Source organism: Parasphingorhabdus sp. NYA22, assembly GCF_976973735.1.
This window is the reverse complement of the sequence record NZ_OZ333477.1, coordinates 1,371,698-1,387,239: the sequence shown is the minus strand read 5'-3', so window position 1 is coordinate 1,387,239 and position 15,542 is coordinate 1,371,698. Positions and strand designations below refer to the sequence as shown.

Below are 15,542 nucleotides of genomic sequence, written 5' to 3'. Positions count from 1 at the left end.
GCCTACTGCCATGATTTTGATGAAAAGAAGCGGCTTGCCTTAAAAAGGCAAGCCGCTTCAGCCAGAAGACCACCTGTCAGGAGGAGGATCAGGCAGCCTTGTCGGCTATCTCTGGAATATCTTCTGATGCGCCGGCTTCCGAAGCTTCATCTTCCAAAACTTCATCAGCCGCAGACAAATCAGCAAAGCGCATCGCATCGGGAACCCACCGCGCAGCTTGCTGTTTGACTTCAGCCTCTGCGATGAAGTTTCCGGAGAAGATGCGTTCGGCGGTTGCTGCAAGATCGGATTTTTTGGACGCGCCGTAGCGGTTTGAAAGCTCCAAACCGCCGACCTCATGCATGCCGTCAAGCGTTTTGGCCTTGGGTACACGGTCAAAATAATTGGCCGCAGTCGGTCGCCACCAAGCCGCCATATCGATTTCCAAGATACCGCCCAGATAATCGTGCATTGAAACTTGGCGATCGCCTTCAACATTCAGGCTCGCAATCAGCGTTCGCGAGACAACATGGCCGAGCCACGCGCTGCGCGCGTCATCGCTGAGCTCCCGAAATGCCACGAAACGCTCGACATCGGTAGTGCTAGCTTTCCAACTTTCATCCAGCGATCCGCGCAATTCCGCTAGGCTTGCACTTGCCGGTGCATCCTTTGCCTCGAAATTATGCGCCGGACCATTTGCAACAGGGCCTTTCAGCGTCGATGCCTCCTGTGCCCGCCAGTCATGGCTGTCGCTATCCGCAAGCGTAAAGATCATAAAATCGAGCGCGAGCGCCGGATCGCTTGCCACATGAAGCGACAAAATATCGCGCCGCTGCATCGCCAGTTCATCGACAAGGCGTTTGGAAAGCGCCGTGCGCTTGGGTTGGGCGGCCTCGCCTTCCTCGACTAGTTCAACGCCTTCATCTTCATGCTCGACATCAACCTTGTCCGTATAATATTGCGGAACCAATGTCGGTATCCCGTCGTTACCAAGTGCCAGAAAAGCGCCTGCTTCGCTGCGAAGCGCATCGGCCAGAACTGGTTTGCGATCATCCAGCGAGCGCATTTCCTGTTCGATTTCCGACACGCGTTTCTCGGCTGCGAAAACGTCATCTTCGCTGCTGTCTTCATTTTCGAGGATGACAGCTTCGCCGTCATATTCGATTTCCAATTCAGACAGACGCGCGATTGCCTCCTCGCTAAGCGGTTCAAGCTCGGTAGGAAGCCGGTTCAAGCCTTCGACAAGTTCATGCGAGACATAACAGTCGAGCGTCGGCTTTACCCAAGCAAGACCATGCTGATCTTTGATCTCGTCGGATCGCCATTCCATTTTCTCAGCAGCGAGACGTTCAAGAAGAGCAACGTCAACCCAGCTTTCAGTTTCATCATCATCGAAGAGCTCCCGGTCGATCTTGCCGCCTGCCTCGAGATAAGCATCGCGTCCGACCAGAACGGCGCGGGGATCGCTGGCCTGGACACTGGCGTCCAGAACCATGCGCCGGATGCTGTCGGAATTTACGCTGTAATATCCTCCAGAGACTTCCTCGAACACCTGGGCCTGACGTTCGACATCCGAGGTCGCGCCGTAAGCTTTTGCAATATCAAGCGTGATGTCACCGCTTGCCAACGCCTCAAAAACCACTGGTGCGAGCTTGGCGAGCCGCAAACGCCCTTCGACAAAGCGAACGGTCTGACCAAAGCGAATGGCAACATCTTCAACGCTTGCGCCGTCGTTCACAATATCCTGAAACGCTTCGGCTTCATCAGCCGGATTGAGTTTTACGCGCTGGAAATTCTCGGCCAGACTGATTTCCCGGATTTCATGCGCTTCGCCGTTTTTGACCAGACATGTGATCGGCTCGGTCTTCTTAATCGCTTTGTCCTTGGCAAGTGCCTTCAACTGGTTGAGACGGCGGCCACCTGCCGTGACCTCAAATTTGCCGCGCGCAATCGCGTTGACGACCAGATTTTGCAACAATCCTCGCGCAGCAATATCCGCCTTCAGCCATGCATCGGCTGCCGGATCAGTCCGCTTGCGGACATTTTTCTTGGATTCAACGAGTTTGTTGAGTGGAATAGATTTGAACATTTTTAACTCCTGATTGATCGAACTAACGATTTTCGGCGACCATCGCCAAAACCGGGTTCAAAAGGGCCAAGCCTCCTCCCCTCTCATTCTTAGAGATCACGCGTTCGCTTTCTGGTGGTTTGAGATTGAGGGAGAGCGGAAGCGCTTAGGCAGTCAGTTTTTCCAGTATCTGCGCTGCTTCATTGACCGGCACGAATAGACGCGTGCGGTAGCGGATAATCTCGGTGAAACAGCCTTTGGATTTATACCAGACGAGCCGCTCGGCTGAAAAGCCCGTCAGTTCCAGTCGCTGGCTGCCATTGACCAGTGAGCGTTTGGCCATAAGGTCATCATGGCTTTGAACTGAAAACGGCTTGCCGCTTTGCATCACCATTTCTGCAATCCGGGAGGGATTGATAGTCTGGTTCATGTCGAGACCAAAGGCCCGTGCGAGATCAGCCATATCGAGTTCGGAAATTTCGCGGCCAATGATCGAACGCCCGTCGCTCGCTGCAATGCGGGTGACACGAACAAACTCTCCGGGGATTTTATTCCAGACTGGCAGCAGTAATCCGGTGGCGAGATGTACGCGTTCATGGGCCGTTTCCATCGCCGCTTGTTCTTCCTCATCCATCCAGCCTTTTCGGAAGCTTTTGAAATCGACCTGCTCCCAAAGGCTTTCCGACAAAGCTTCGAGTGTCCAATTTACCGATTTTAGCGGCCTGATCAGGCGGCGGCGTTCGATTGTCTCTCCCTCATCGGTGATCATACGCCGGGTCGGAATAGATAAGGCGACACCGCCCGAGCGCGCGTTTTGCAGCAGATGGATATTTGGCAAGCTGAAATCATATAGTTGGTACAGTCGCTTGAAACGGAGCGGTTTAAGCGGGCGCTGTGTTTCCAAGGTCACAAGATGCGTGGTTGCGCCAGAAATACCATCCGTTCGCAGAAGCTTGTCTGACATAATTTCAAATGTATCAACCGCAATGGTTTCAACGCCCATATCCAAAGTTCCCGCTTCACGCGCCGCTTCGACGCGGGCTTCGATCAGCGACAGATATTCATCAAATATTGCATTCTGCAGAGCGATGGGCAGCGCCAATATCCGGTTTAGCCAGCGCTGGATGGTTGGCAGTTTTTCAGCCAGATCACCATCGGGTGTTTCAAGCTTAAGGCCCGTGACATCCTGAAAGCGGTCCAGTGATACGGCATCCAATTTACCTGCATAAAGCAGGTGGAACCAGCTAGTGAGCGCGTCGCGAGCATATTCGCTTTCAAGATTATCAGCCGGGTTAAACAGGTTTTGACCGCCTGTTTGTCTTTGGCCGCGAGTCAAAGCGCCAAGGCTGTCGAGGCGCCGGGCGATGGTGGAGATAAAACGCCGTTCACCTTTGACATCAGTGGTTACGGGCCGAAAGAGCGGCGCGGATGCCTGGTTGGTACGATTGGTGCGGCCCAAACCCTGTATGGCATTGTCGGCCCGCCAGCCCGGCTCGAGCAAGAAATGCACGCGCCGCTGCTGGTTTTGTACGTCCAGATCGGCATGATAGGACCGGCCTGTCCCGCCTGCGTCAGAAAATATAAGCACGCGCTTCTCGCCGTCCATAAAGCTCTGAGCTTCGATTAAATTCGACCGCGCCGTGCGGCGTTCGAGACGTTGACGTCCGTCGCTGCCATTTACAAGCCTGCGGGTCCGGCCCGTCACTTCGGCAACATGATCTGTTCCAAAACGTTCGATTACCGCATCAAGCGCCGCCCAAATGGGCGGAAGCGCGCACAGCTTTTCGATCATCGCGTCTCTTGCCTGAACGGCGCGCGGGCAGAGGACTGGATGGCCTTCCGAAGTGGACATAGGCTCTGATCGCAAGTTGCCGTCATCATCGAGGAACACCTGCATCAAACGGACCGGAAAACTTTTGGCCAGATAATCAATGACATATTCGCGCGGGGACAGGTCGATATCAAGCTGCTCGCGTTCTTCAGCACTGAGATCGGCAAGTCTGCGGTTGAGCATTGCCTCGGCGGTCGAGACAAGCTGCACAACGGCGGAATGTCCCTCTTCCAATGCCTGTTCGATCGCCGGGAGCAGGCTGGGAAGTTTCATCGATAGCAGCAGCTGCGCGAAGAAACGCTGCTTGGTACCCTCGAATATCGAAAGCGCCGCTGCTTTTGCATTTCGGTTAAGCGTATCGCCGCTATCCTCATCAACGATCCGCGTGGCTTCAAGGGCCGCCTCGAGATTCTTGTGAATAATCGCCCAAGCCCCGGCATAACTATCGTAAACCGATATTTGTTCCTTGGTCAGTTCATGTTCGAGAAGCTCATATTCAACGCCCGCGAAGGACAAGGCGCGGGCCAGATAGAGACCTTGGGATTTAAGGTCGCGCACGACCAGTTCCATCGCAGAAATACCGCCCGCTCGGATATCGGTGAGGAACGTGTCATAATTGGGAAAGGCGGTTTCCGGTCCCCACAATCCAAGACGCGCCGCATAACCAAGGTTGGCAATATCAGATGCGCCGGTTGCTGATGCATATAATACTCGCGCGCTGGGCAGAAGATTTTGAAGACGCAGACCTGCAATGCCCTGTTCGGATCCTTTGACTTTGCCGCGGCTTCCCGTTCCCCCCAGCGCACCCGCCATCGCATGAGCTTCATCAAAGGCTATGACGCCATCAAATTCCTGCCCTGCCCATTCCAATATTTGAGCAAGTCTAGTCGTATCCATCCTGCCCGAGCGCAGCGTTGGATAGGTGACAAATAAAATCCCGCCTGACATTGAAATCGGCCTTCCCAGCTTCCAGCTCGAAAGCGACTGGATATCAAGCGGCAAGCCGCCGAGCGCGGACCAGTCCCGGCGGGCGTCCTCAAGCAAGGTCTCGTTTTTGGTAATCCAGATATGACGGCAATGACCCTGCAGCCACCGGTCCATGATGACACTAGCAATCTCTCGGCCCTTCCCCGCGCCAGTTCCATCACCTAGGAAGAAGCCAGTCCGATAACAGAAACCCTCTTCGGACGGTTCCAGCCCAGAGCCTTTGTTGATTGGCCTGTAAGTACCGGGCAAATCGCGGGCGAAGGCGTTTACTGCATAAATAAGCGTTTCGCATTGTGCATCGGAAAGAAGCTGTTTCTCCCGCCAGTCTGCCGGAACCAATGGCTGGTGCTGCGGGACTGGCGCAGCAACAGACCCCATCGCTACCGATTCCACCAGTGGGGTCGGGTGAACGGGAGCATTGGCGATTGATATCCGGCTTGGCCGATAGGCTAGATAAATGCCTTTTTGCTCCGGTGTTGGTGCCGCATCGCCGAGAACTTCAAAGATGAGTTTTTCGGATATTTGCGAGTCTGGAGAGGATTTGGAAACTGGCGCGACAGGGCGTTTCGAACGATCGTTCGATACCAGCGCGAATGGCTTTGCATTGGACCTGGAAGTTTGCGCCGTTGGTTTGGAGGTAGCGCGAGCGGGCAAAGCACAGCAGGCTCTGTACAAACCCTCAAAATCAGCGATGTCGATTGGTGTTACGCATTGCTCGGAAACAAATTTATCGAAGACCACCAGGCGCACGGTGATGCCGGTTCCCCGGCGGGCGAAAGATCGCATGATGCGCGCATCCAAACGCAGAGCGCAGGGAGCAGGATCGTTTTTAGCAAATATGGTCGCGTCAAAGCCTTCGGGCATGATCGCGACAAGCCGTCCGCCTGGCGCCAGACGCCGCCAGGCAGAGCGCAAGTGCCGCAGGGCTGAGCGGTAGTCTTTGCCCCGTTCTGCGCTACGGGCAAATGGCGGGTTCATTATGACAAGATTTGGATTGTGGCGCGGTGGAAGCAGTTCGTCGATCAGCTCGCCATCGTGTGAGGAGAGCGGAGCGCCCGGAAACAGCTCGTTTAGACACGCACCGCGCAGGCCGTCGATCTCATTGAGGATTAGCTTCGCGCCAACAAGATGCGGCCAGATGGCGAGAATTCCCGTTCCCGCGGATGGCTCGAGTACGATATCTTCGGGCTTTGTGCCCGCTGCCAAAGCCATAGCCCAGGCAAGCCGGGCGGGGGTCGAAAACTGCTGGAGGGCAATCTGGTCATCATGCCGGTTATGTTGTGGCGGAAGAACTTGCTCCAGAGTTGCGAAGCATCTGTCGGCTTCAGCAAAATCGGAATGGAGTGAAATACCGGAATGATCACGAAGCCACATCAGTTCGGCCAGCTCGATAGCGCAGCCGGACATTTTTACCGACCAACCATCTGTCGCGTCGCTGCTTCCGGTGAAGGTCTTGAATATGGCATTAATGTCTTTTCGTGTGACTTGGGAACTTGTCTCTAGACGACCTGCTATTTCGTGAGCGGCTTTGATTATTATTTCGCTGGCCAGATCCTGTGTATCGTCAAGTTGCAACTGTGCGTTTTGTAGAGTCATGATGGTTTTCCTCCGTTAGGCACGGACAGACCTCAGACGGCCTTCTCGTGCACAAACAGCGAAAAGCCCCCTTTCCTCTGGATCACAGGTGGACCGGGTTAGGTGGAAGCTGCGTTTGCTCGAAACAACTCATTATTCCAGTCATCGCCGCGCCGGCTAGGCCGGCGCGCTATAATGGACCGGCCGGGCATCTGAAAATGTTCACGGGCCTTGGCTTCGGCAAGGTCGCCGCCAGCGTCATGATCCACGAAGAGATAAAGCTGCTTCACGCTTTCCGGGATGGTAACGATCCCAAAGCGCTCATTGCCCAATGTTGCCCAGGTCGGGATGCCGGTCAGCTGCGTCGCGGACATGGCGCTTTCTGTGCCTTCTGCCAATCCCAGAACACCATCTTTGGGTGGAAAAAGGCGCACAGCCCCGGTCCCGAGGGATCCGAGTGCGCGTTTGGGTTTTATGAAATCAGACTGGCCTGAACCATCGGGAAGCAGGAATGTACGGTGAATGGCCATAATATGCGCATCGGTGCGCACCGATGCCAGCATCGCTGGTAGAAAGCGGACATGGCTCTTGGGACCAAGCGGCGTGCGTTCGAGGAAGCGCAATTCTGGAGAAGTAATACTAATCAGGCGCTTTTTGAGATAAGTCCGGGCAATAGTTCCTTGCAGGCGCTGAGCCTGCCGCCAGAGTCGCTGTGCATTGGCGCTCGGCTTTATCTCTTTGGGACTTGTTGCGGGAATTGGAATGGAGCTTCCGCTGAACAGACTGCGCGCGGGCACACCTTGGCGCTCAAAACCCGCAAGCACCTCTTTCTGCGGACACCCCGCAAAACAGTGAAAGAGAATCGCGTTTCGGCCGATACTGACACCAAGCGACGGCGTATTATCATCATGTGCCGGGCAGCAGCACATTCCTTTGTCATTTTTCCAATAGCCTGAAAATTTTTCACAAATCTGTCTGGCAGTATTCTCGAGGGATGATGTGGGATTAGTCAGGACGTTACGGGACATCGAGGAGTTCCTTGCATCTGCGCCAGTTCTCCCCTTCCCGGCAGCCTCCCCTCTTCAACACGTAAGAAAACACTTTCCTACAGCTATATGTTCTATTTATGTTCTCATCCGATTCGATACAAGATGGAGATGAATTTTGGCAAAGAAGCTATCAATGGGACTGCTTACAATAGCGATGTGTTCAAGCGTGACATGGGCGCAGGATGTGAGTTTACAAGAAAGCAATGCCCCCACTGAACGGGAAGCTCTGGATCAACACGCAAGTGAAAAACCCACGTTTCGGTTGTTCCAGCATGGAATTTGGCAACCGGAAAATCAGCTAAAGCCCGTGACTGGAGCACCGACAAATCATGAAGGTACTAAAACCAATCTACAACCAAGAAAGCTTACAGGACTAAGCCGATCAGCCTCGTCAAGGCGGTTTATTTACCTAACCTCCATCCGGGCAGCCGAAAAAAAACACGCCCTACCCTTTGGGTTGCTCGACGCTCTAATTTGGCAGGAATCGCGGTACAATCCTATGGCTGTTAGTTCTGCTGGTGCTGGCGGTCTTACGCAGTTGATGCCTGGAACCGCATTAGACCTTGGGGTTGAGAACCGGTTCGATCCTTCCGCCAATATTGACGGGGGAGCACGGTATCTCAAGCAAATGCTGGATAAGTTTGGGGGGATTCACCTAGCGCTGGCGGCATATAATGCCGGACCTAACGCCGTGCTGAAAGCCAATGGCATTCCCCGATACCAGGAAACACGGAATTACGTAAAGAAGGTCCTTGCGCGCTGGACAGAATCGGGGCTGTAGGACAGAGAACACTTGATCATGAACCATTCAAACTCAAACCGCCTTCGGCTAACCGGTAAACTCATCAAAGGCGAACGCCACTATTTGCTTCAATGCGCAGATGAAAATGTTTGGCGGTTAAACTTTTTGGACGTGAAAACCCCAAAGGACGGCACCCAAGTGATCATTGAAGGCGTTCAATCCGGTGTTGACGGGATTGAAGTGGACTGGATTGGTGTCAAAAATTGAATAATTGAATTTGCTAATCAAGCAGTTCAACAGCTTTTCTCTTATGCTCGGGAGCAAGATGCGCATAGCGCAAAGTCATTTCGTAATCGCTATGACCCAACAGCTCTCTGATAGCGTTCAAATCCACTCCCGCCATAGCCAAGCGGGACGCAAAATGATGCCGCATGTCATGCCAACGAAAATTGACAATTCCCGCTTGTTCTAAGATTGCTGTCCACGATTTTTTCACATTGTTAAAACGCATTCCATCAGCATTTTGAAATACCCTGCCCGATGATTTTGCGCATTGTTTCTGCCAACGGCCAAGAACTTCCAAGCAAGTGCGGTTCATGGGAATATGTCTCGTTTTTCCTGACTTCGCCGTTTCACCAACAACAGCAATTGATCTCACGGTAAAATCGACATGCTGCCACTTAAGATCGAATACCTCCCCTCGCCGCATACCGGTGTGCAGCGAAAGTATGATCATTGGCTTGAGGTGATCTGTGAACGCGCACTTCTTAAAGTCAGGAAGTCGGCGATAGCCGCGTTCACTTCGCCACCGGTTTGCACTGTCCCGTTCACCGCACCTGCGTTCCTCGCGGCGATCTAACGATTCGAGCAGCAACTTCAGTTCTTCATCATTGAGATAGCGAACACGCGGCCTGGTATCCTCTCTTGCCTTCTTCACTTTGGCGATTGGATTTTGTTCAATGATCTCAAAATCGACAGCTCGGTTAAAGACTGCTTTTATGGATGCGATGTCGCGATTGGTGGTTGTTGTTTTGTTTCCCACAGCAATTCGGCTAGCTCTCCACCGCTCCAGATCAATAACATTGATATCATCCATTTTACTTTTCAGAAAATCTTTGAACACGGTTCGGATCCGCTTGATATTTTGCTCATGTGCCTTTTGATGAGATTGAGCCCAAGGTTGGAAAAATAGATCGATAAACTCACCGAGCGTGATTGCTCTGGCGTTTGATTTTTTCTCATCCATCGGATCAATACCGGAATGATACTGAGAAATGATTCGTTTAGCCTGATTTCTTGCTTGTCCAACGGCCATGGAGTCTGCGCGTCCTAGCCGCCAGCGCTTGCCGCGATCATATTCGCAGTAGAATGATTTTACGCCCGAAGGTTGCACCCGAACCAGAAAACCATTCAAACGGCTATCTCTAATTTCATAAGGTCTTTTAGCCAATTTGGCACGGTCTATGACAGCCTGTGTAAGTGCAGTTTGCACGGCCATTTCCTTTCTATCTCAACACACGCACTTTTTCTGTAAGTGCAATGTAAGTGCAAAATGATGAAATCTACCGGGATCAATGAGTACAAAACGGGAACGTCAAAATCAAGCTATCTTTTTGATTTTATTGCAATTATAGTCCCAAATCATACCAAACCGTCCCAGTAAATATCACGCATTTATCAACTGGGGGTGTGGAGGTCGGAGGTTCGAATCCTCTCGTCCCGACCAGTTTTTCAGGCCCAGAGCGCGCCTGAAAAACGAGCGACCGAAAAGCGCAAAGATGCACGCGCGAGATTGGCGGTATCGGGCAATAATCCCCATATAGCCTGTCTGATGGATCCCAAAGTTTTTGAAAATTGCGGCCAAGGAAGCGTTCTACGGGCGCTTGATTGTAAAGCCCGGATCCATTTAAATTCCACAAACACACGGAGACACAAAACAATCATGCGCTCTTCCAGCATGGTGCGAGTCCAGCCATTGCGATATTTCGCCTCAAACTAGACATTGAACCCCTGTTTTGTTTTCCGTAACCTTTGCCTCCAAGCCGCAAAATTCCTCTATCTAGGAGCGTCCACCCAAGCATCGAGTGTAACCTTTCAGATCGCCCTGTCCACCACCGACGCGGCAGAAACAGACCGGCAGGAGCGAGGGCCGTTTTCCTTATCCAAATTGTCAAAGAGCCAATCCCGGGACCGGTAGTGACAATGCGCTATTCGGGCGGTTGTAGGACAGAGTTTTTCCGGCGCGGCGGCGAAGGTGGTGGTGATAAGGGAAAGGAATCGGCACCGATATCGGCGGCTAGTCGCGCATTGCGGACCTGCTCCAACCTGGCAGGGCCATGGAAACAACAACAAGACTGCTATATCAGGACGCGGCCCTCAGGCCCTTTTTGACCAGACCGGAATCCTCCACCGTGGTCCGGCCAGCGGTGACTCGCGTTGGCAGGCCGTATACCGGCTCCAGCTTGTCCGCTCCGCTCTGTTGCGCGTGTTTCAGCAGCAATTCGGTCGCACTTTCGCGCGGGACAGCGGCCGAGTATAGATAGCCCTGCCCCAGTTTGCAGCCGATTTCCTCGAGCAAATAGCCCTGGTTCTCGGTCTCGATGCCCTCTGCGATCACCCTTATGTCGAGCTTGCGCGCGATGCTGAGCAGGCCTTCGATAATCGCCATACCCCGGTCGCCATGCCGCAACTGGCTGACGAAGGATCTGTCGATCTTTATGATATCCACCGGCACCGTCAGCAAATGGGTGAGCGAGGCGAAGCCCGTGCCAAAATCATCCAGTGCCACACGCAGGCCATGGCCGCGCAGCGCCTTGATCTCCTGCGCGACAACCGGGTCATTCTGCCCGAGATAGACCGATTCCGTCACCTCGAGAACGACATGTTTCAAAGGCACATTTTCACGGGCAAAGGCTGCCTTGATACGGTCATAGAGCGTGCCGCTATGAAAATCGGCCGACGAAATGTTGATCCCGACATGCTGGAACGGTATCCCGCATTCAAGCCAGGACCGGACGTCGGCAGCGACCAGGGCCAACATGCCCTCGGTCAGCTTGGCGGCGACATCCACATCGGTGGTGGCCTGATGAAATGACCCCGCCGATACGATATTGCCCTCCGGCTTGCGCAGCCGGCACAGTGCTTCCATGCCGACGATCTCGCCCGTGTCGATCCGGACGACCGGCTGGTAATACGCCTCGATCCGCCCCTCATCCAGCGCTACATCGACATCCTGGATCACCTCGATCCTGTGTTTAATTGCTGTGCCGATACCGGGCCAGTAGCGGACAAAGCCGCCGCGGCCGGTTTCCTTGGCATGATAGAGCGCAAAATCGGCATGCCGGTGCACCGTTTCGGCATCATGGTCGCCCGGTGAAAGTGCTGCGCCGCCGATTGTCGCGCGCGGCTGGATCATATGCCCGCTGCAACTTGTGACAATGCCGACCGCTTCAAGAATCCGCGATGCCGTGCCGCTGAGATCGGCGACCGCCCCGGTTTCCTGGAGGATGATGGCAAATTCGTCGCCACCCAACCGGAACACATGATCGGGCAGGACACTGGTCCTGATCCGCTGTGCGACGCTCTGCAGCAGCTCGTCACCGGCCTGATGCCCGAACGTGTCGTTGATCATCTTGAGATTGTCGAGATCGACCACCAGCAACGCCCAGGTGCCCGGTTCCTTGCAGGACAGGCGGCTCAATGCCGCGTCGAAACCCGATCTGTTCGGCAAGTCGGTCAGTGCATCGACCGAGGCCCGCCGCTCCTGCTCGAGCACCCGGTCATGCCGTTCCAGCGCAATCGCGCAGAGATGGATGCTGGCGCTGACCAGTTGTTTTTCGCGGGCACGCGGCATCCGCTTTTGCTTGAAATATAGTGCAAAGGTACCAAAGACGACGCCATCGGCATTGTAGATCGGCACCGACCAGCAGGCCTTGAACCCGAAGGGCAGGACATGTTCCTTGAACGCAGTCCAGCGCGGATCCCGCTCGATATCGGTCACTATCACCGCTTCGCCAAGATAGGCCGCGCTGCCGCAAGAACCGACGTTGGGACCGATCATAAGACCCTTGATCAGTCCGGAAAAATTTTCCGGGAGACTGGGCGCGGCTAGCGGATCAATTGTTCCGTTATCCATTACCCGCAAGACAGAACAGGCAATGCCGGGCAACAAAAGCTCAATCTCGTGACACAGTCGTTCCACCGTAACATCCAGCGAGACACCGGTAGCGATCATCTCCAGAATCTTGTTTTGGAACAGCAGCAACCAACATTACCCTCTTTACTCGGAACGAATTTCATCAAATCTACCGTATCGGAGTAAACAGAAGATGAAATATTGCCGAAGCGGACCTTTACAGAGAGATTTACGGCTGCGGGGCTGGTAAATTAAGGCGGCCGCGGCGAAAAACCAGAGTCATTGCGCGCGCTGTTTCAGCCTTTGTGGCCAGATGTCTTCGTGCGAGCCCGAACTTGACAGAAAAGCGCGGCTATGTTTTCCGGGACCTTTGCACCGAAGCCGCAGATTTCCCGTCTTTTCGGGCTTTTATCATGCCGCCGAGTGTGACCTTTCAAATTGTCAAAGAGCCTGTGCCACGCCTGTCGCGAAATCGGCGGCTATAATAAGCGATCGGGTCGGGTGTAGGACAGCAATATTTCGCCTGCTCCCCTAAGGGAGAGTGATGTAAAATCGCGCTGCAGAAGCGCCAGCACGGGCGACTAGATACTGTCGGACAAGGGTGGCCCGCTGGTGGATCGCTGCGCCATCTACGTCGCCATTCGTTTTTCATAAGCCAGCACGTCTGCGCGTAGCCGGAGCGCATCGTGATAGGCATTGTGCGGAATGGCACTGCCCTCGCCCGAACTAACGAGAGCGGCATCGACCAGATCAAACCGAATATTGCGCACCGGTTTCATAAGACCCGGACCAATGACCAGCAACCGCGCTGCATGCGCAATATCCTCCGGCCAGTCTGCGACCAGCACAGGCTCCGGATCGTCGCCGAGATAGTCCGCGAACAGGTCCACGAGACCGCTGCGCGTCACTTGCTCCACGTCCAGCACAGGAATGATATGCTCGACGACCCATGGCGTGAGATTTTTGCATTCGACCGCTGCGTAGAAGGGAGCAAGACCGTCATTTTCGGGAACCATAGCGATCGAAATCAATTCACCGCCAAAGCCGTTAAATTCAGTATCAAGAAAATAGCGCATCGTTGAGTATCCCCGTGGTTTCAGTCCTCGTCACGCTTCATTCGTCAATGATTGTGACAGAGGCCCTATGTTCGGAAATCACTATCAAAAAAGCATGAAGCATTACTGTCACCGTAATTCCAATCGGCAATGTAAGTATTGTAATTTTATTTAACTATATCCAATGTTAATCTAATTCCAAAAAATATAATATAGACAATGACCATAGAATATTAATAAACATTGTAATAAATATCAATAATTTCCATATGGCATTTGTATGCTTCATTCCCATGATCCATGAAAGATGAAATATGTAAAGCGTCATTACAGATATTGTTACCAAACATATTATTGGGCTGACCCAGTATAAAAGCCCGAGTGAGAAGCAAATGGTCATTATTTGAGCGCCAATCGCCGAAGCAAAAAGAGCATAAGGTCTTTTCTTTTTTTCTACTATTGGGGATGAATTATTAGGAGTTTCTGCTTCCATATGCCTATCTACGATTTTGCGAGTCCAATATGTCAGTGACGCCGCTAACGTTAGACGCTATCTCAAATTAGAAAGCTCCGCTATCGGTAATCGACGATATTCTCCATCTGGAAATAAATCACTCAAGTCCGACCCATAACTGCCTACCTTCCGGTGTTAGAGGAAGAATTAAAGCTGTTTTTCCATGCTCGCGCATTCGATGTACCCGTCACAGTCATCACAACCGATCCTTGGTCGACAGCACTAGAGCCCCGAGTATTCGTGTGATAAGTTGTCCCCGTTGGACCAGCCTTGGAATACACCTGAACTTGACCCATATAGCTATTCGAATTTGGGTGATATTTGAATTACGGTGAATTACGGTGACAGTTGCAACATTCCCCTATTATTCTCCCTTAGAATTACGGTGCCAATGCACTTTTCTAATGAGGATTAAGTAATTAACCCAAATTCACTGCCACCCTACCCAAACGGCCGGCAAATATCCGCTTGCGGGTGCGTAAACCACTCCGGCCCCGACGCCGTCATATAGAAATGATCTTCCAGCCGGATACCATATTGGCCGGGCACCACGATCATCGGTTCGTTGGAGAAACACATGCCCGCCGCCAGCGGTGTCGCATCGCCTTTGACCAGATAGGGGCCTTCGTGGATATCCAGACCGATGCCGTGGCCGGTGCGGTGGGGGAGGCCCGGCAGATCATAGTCGGGGCCGAGGCCGTGGCTGATCAGCACATCGCGGGCGGCCTTGTCGACGGCTTCGCAGGGCGTGCCGATGGCGGCCGCATCAAAAGCGGCTTGCTGGGCTTGTTTTTCCATGTGCCACAGCTTCTCAATCTCGCTGTCCAGTTTGGACAGGGCATAGGTGCGGGTGATATCGCTATTATAGCCATCGATGGTGCAGCCGGTGTCGATCAGGATCAGTTCGCCCTCTTGCAGCGCCGGGTCGCCCGGTACGCCGTGTGGATGCGAGGTCGCTTCGCCGAACTGGACGGCACAGAAACTGTTGCCACCATCCGCTCCACCAGCGCGGTGCAGGCGGTCGATTTCGGCGATCACGGCGCTGGCTTTCATACCCGGCTTGATCCACTCGAAAATTGTTTCATGGACCGACAGCGTCAGCTGCATGGCTGCGATCATCAGATCGATCTCGGCCTGTGATTTTATCGCGCGCAGCGGGGCGATAATCGACGCGGCAGAGCTTTGGAGGACCGGTTTTTCCAGCTGTGCCAGCGCATCGGACAGGCGCGCGGCATGGCCGTAGGAACATTCAGGATCGAGCGCGCATCGCTGGCAGCCCGCTTCCGCCAATAGAGACGCGATCAGCGCGAAGGGACTTTCATGCTCCTCCCAGAAGGCCATTTCCGAAGCCATCGGGAATTTGGCCCGGATCGCGGATTCCTCGAATTTCGGGCAGATGAAAATTGTTCGTTCCGCCGTAATCAACACACCGACAAAGCGTTCGCTTTCATAGAATGCCTCGGCGAAAAAATAGCGCATATTGCTGCCCGGCGTGATGATGACGGCATCAAGGCCGCTCGCCGACATAGCGCGACGCAACTTGTCCAGCCGCTGTTTGCGTTCGGCGTTACCGATCGATGGCGGTCGCGATATTGTGGTCATGGTAG

At 53.5% G+C, this 15,542-nt stretch carries 10 protein-coding genes; 2 read left to right on the top strand and 8 right to left on the bottom strand.

Annotation, left to right across the window (positions count from 1 at the left end):
* Nucleotides 1-88: 88 nt before the first annotated feature.
* The 3 genes from ACWFTY_RS06680 to ACWFTY_RS06670 form a co-directional block, all read right to left on the bottom strand.
* A complete protein-coding gene (locus ACWFTY_RS06680) occupies nt 89-2,068 on the bottom strand; it encodes a ParB/RepB/Spo0J family partition protein (protein WP_173202587.1) in 1,980 nt (659 codons plus the stop codon).
* Between the two features lie 145 nt (nt 2,069-2,213).
* On the bottom strand, nt 2,214-6,461 hold the full coding sequence (locus tag ACWFTY_RS06675; protein WP_100092319.1) for a strawberry notch-like NTP hydrolase domain-containing protein: 4,248 nt from the start codon (nt 6,459-6,461) through the stop codon (nt 2,214-2,216).
* A 98-nt stretch (nt 6,462-6,559) separates the two neighbouring features.
* Nucleotides 6,560-7,468 (bottom strand): DUF7146 domain-containing protein, encoded by a 909-nt coding sequence (locus ACWFTY_RS06670; RefSeq protein ID WP_100092320.1) that lies wholly within the window; start codon nt 7,466-7,468, stop codon nt 6,560-6,562.
* A 136-nt stretch (nt 7,469-7,604) separates the two neighbouring features.
* On the opposite strand from ACWFTY_RS06670, the gene ACWFTY_RS06665 reads away from it, so the two are divergent.
* Together ACWFTY_RS06665 and ACWFTY_RS06660 are read left to right on the top strand one after the other, a co-directional pair.
* Nucleotides 7,605-8,270 (top strand): lytic transglycosylase domain-containing protein, encoded by a 666-nt coding sequence (locus ACWFTY_RS06665; RefSeq protein ID WP_240616820.1) that lies wholly within the window; start codon nt 7,605-7,607, stop codon nt 8,268-8,270.
* 18 nt (nt 8,271-8,288) lie between these two features.
* Nucleotides 8,289-8,498: a DUF5818 domain-containing protein gene (locus tag ACWFTY_RS06660; protein ID WP_123906201.1), complete on the top strand. Its 210-nt coding sequence runs from the start codon at nt 8,289-8,291 to the stop codon at nt 8,496-8,498.
* 13 nt (nt 8,499-8,511) lie between these two features.
* Here the strand turns inward: ACWFTY_RS06660 and ACWFTY_RS06655 are convergent, their stop codons facing one another.
* The 5 genes from ACWFTY_RS06655 to ACWFTY_RS06635 form a co-directional block, all read right to left on the bottom strand.
* Nucleotides 8,512-9,723 (bottom strand): phage integrase, encoded by a 1,212-nt coding sequence (locus ACWFTY_RS06655; RefSeq protein WP_164088932.1) that lies wholly within the window; start codon nt 9,721-9,723, stop codon nt 8,512-8,514.
* 239 nt (nt 9,724-9,962) lie between these two features.
* Nucleotides 9,963-10,190, bottom strand: coding sequence for a hypothetical protein (locus ACWFTY_RS06650; RefSeq protein ID WP_447526560.1), 228 nt, complete (start codon nt 10,188-10,190; stop codon nt 9,963-9,965).
* 403 nt (nt 10,191-10,593) lie between these two features.
* Entirely contained in the window at nt 10,594-12,495 is a 1,902-nt protein-coding gene (locus ACWFTY_RS06645) for a sensor domain-containing phosphodiesterase (RefSeq protein ID WP_447526559.1), read from the bottom strand.
* A gap of 500 nt (nt 12,496-12,995) precedes the next feature.
* Nucleotides 12,996-13,442 (bottom strand): hypothetical protein, encoded by a 447-nt coding sequence (locus ACWFTY_RS06640; RefSeq protein WP_447526558.1) that lies wholly within the window; start codon nt 13,440-13,442, stop codon nt 12,996-12,998.
* A gap of 934 nt (nt 13,443-14,376) precedes the next feature.
* A complete protein-coding gene (locus ACWFTY_RS06635) occupies nt 14,377-15,537 on the bottom strand; it encodes a M24 family metallopeptidase (protein ID WP_447526557.1) in 1,161 nt (386 codons plus the stop codon).
* Nucleotides 15,538-15,542 lie beyond the last annotated feature (5 nt).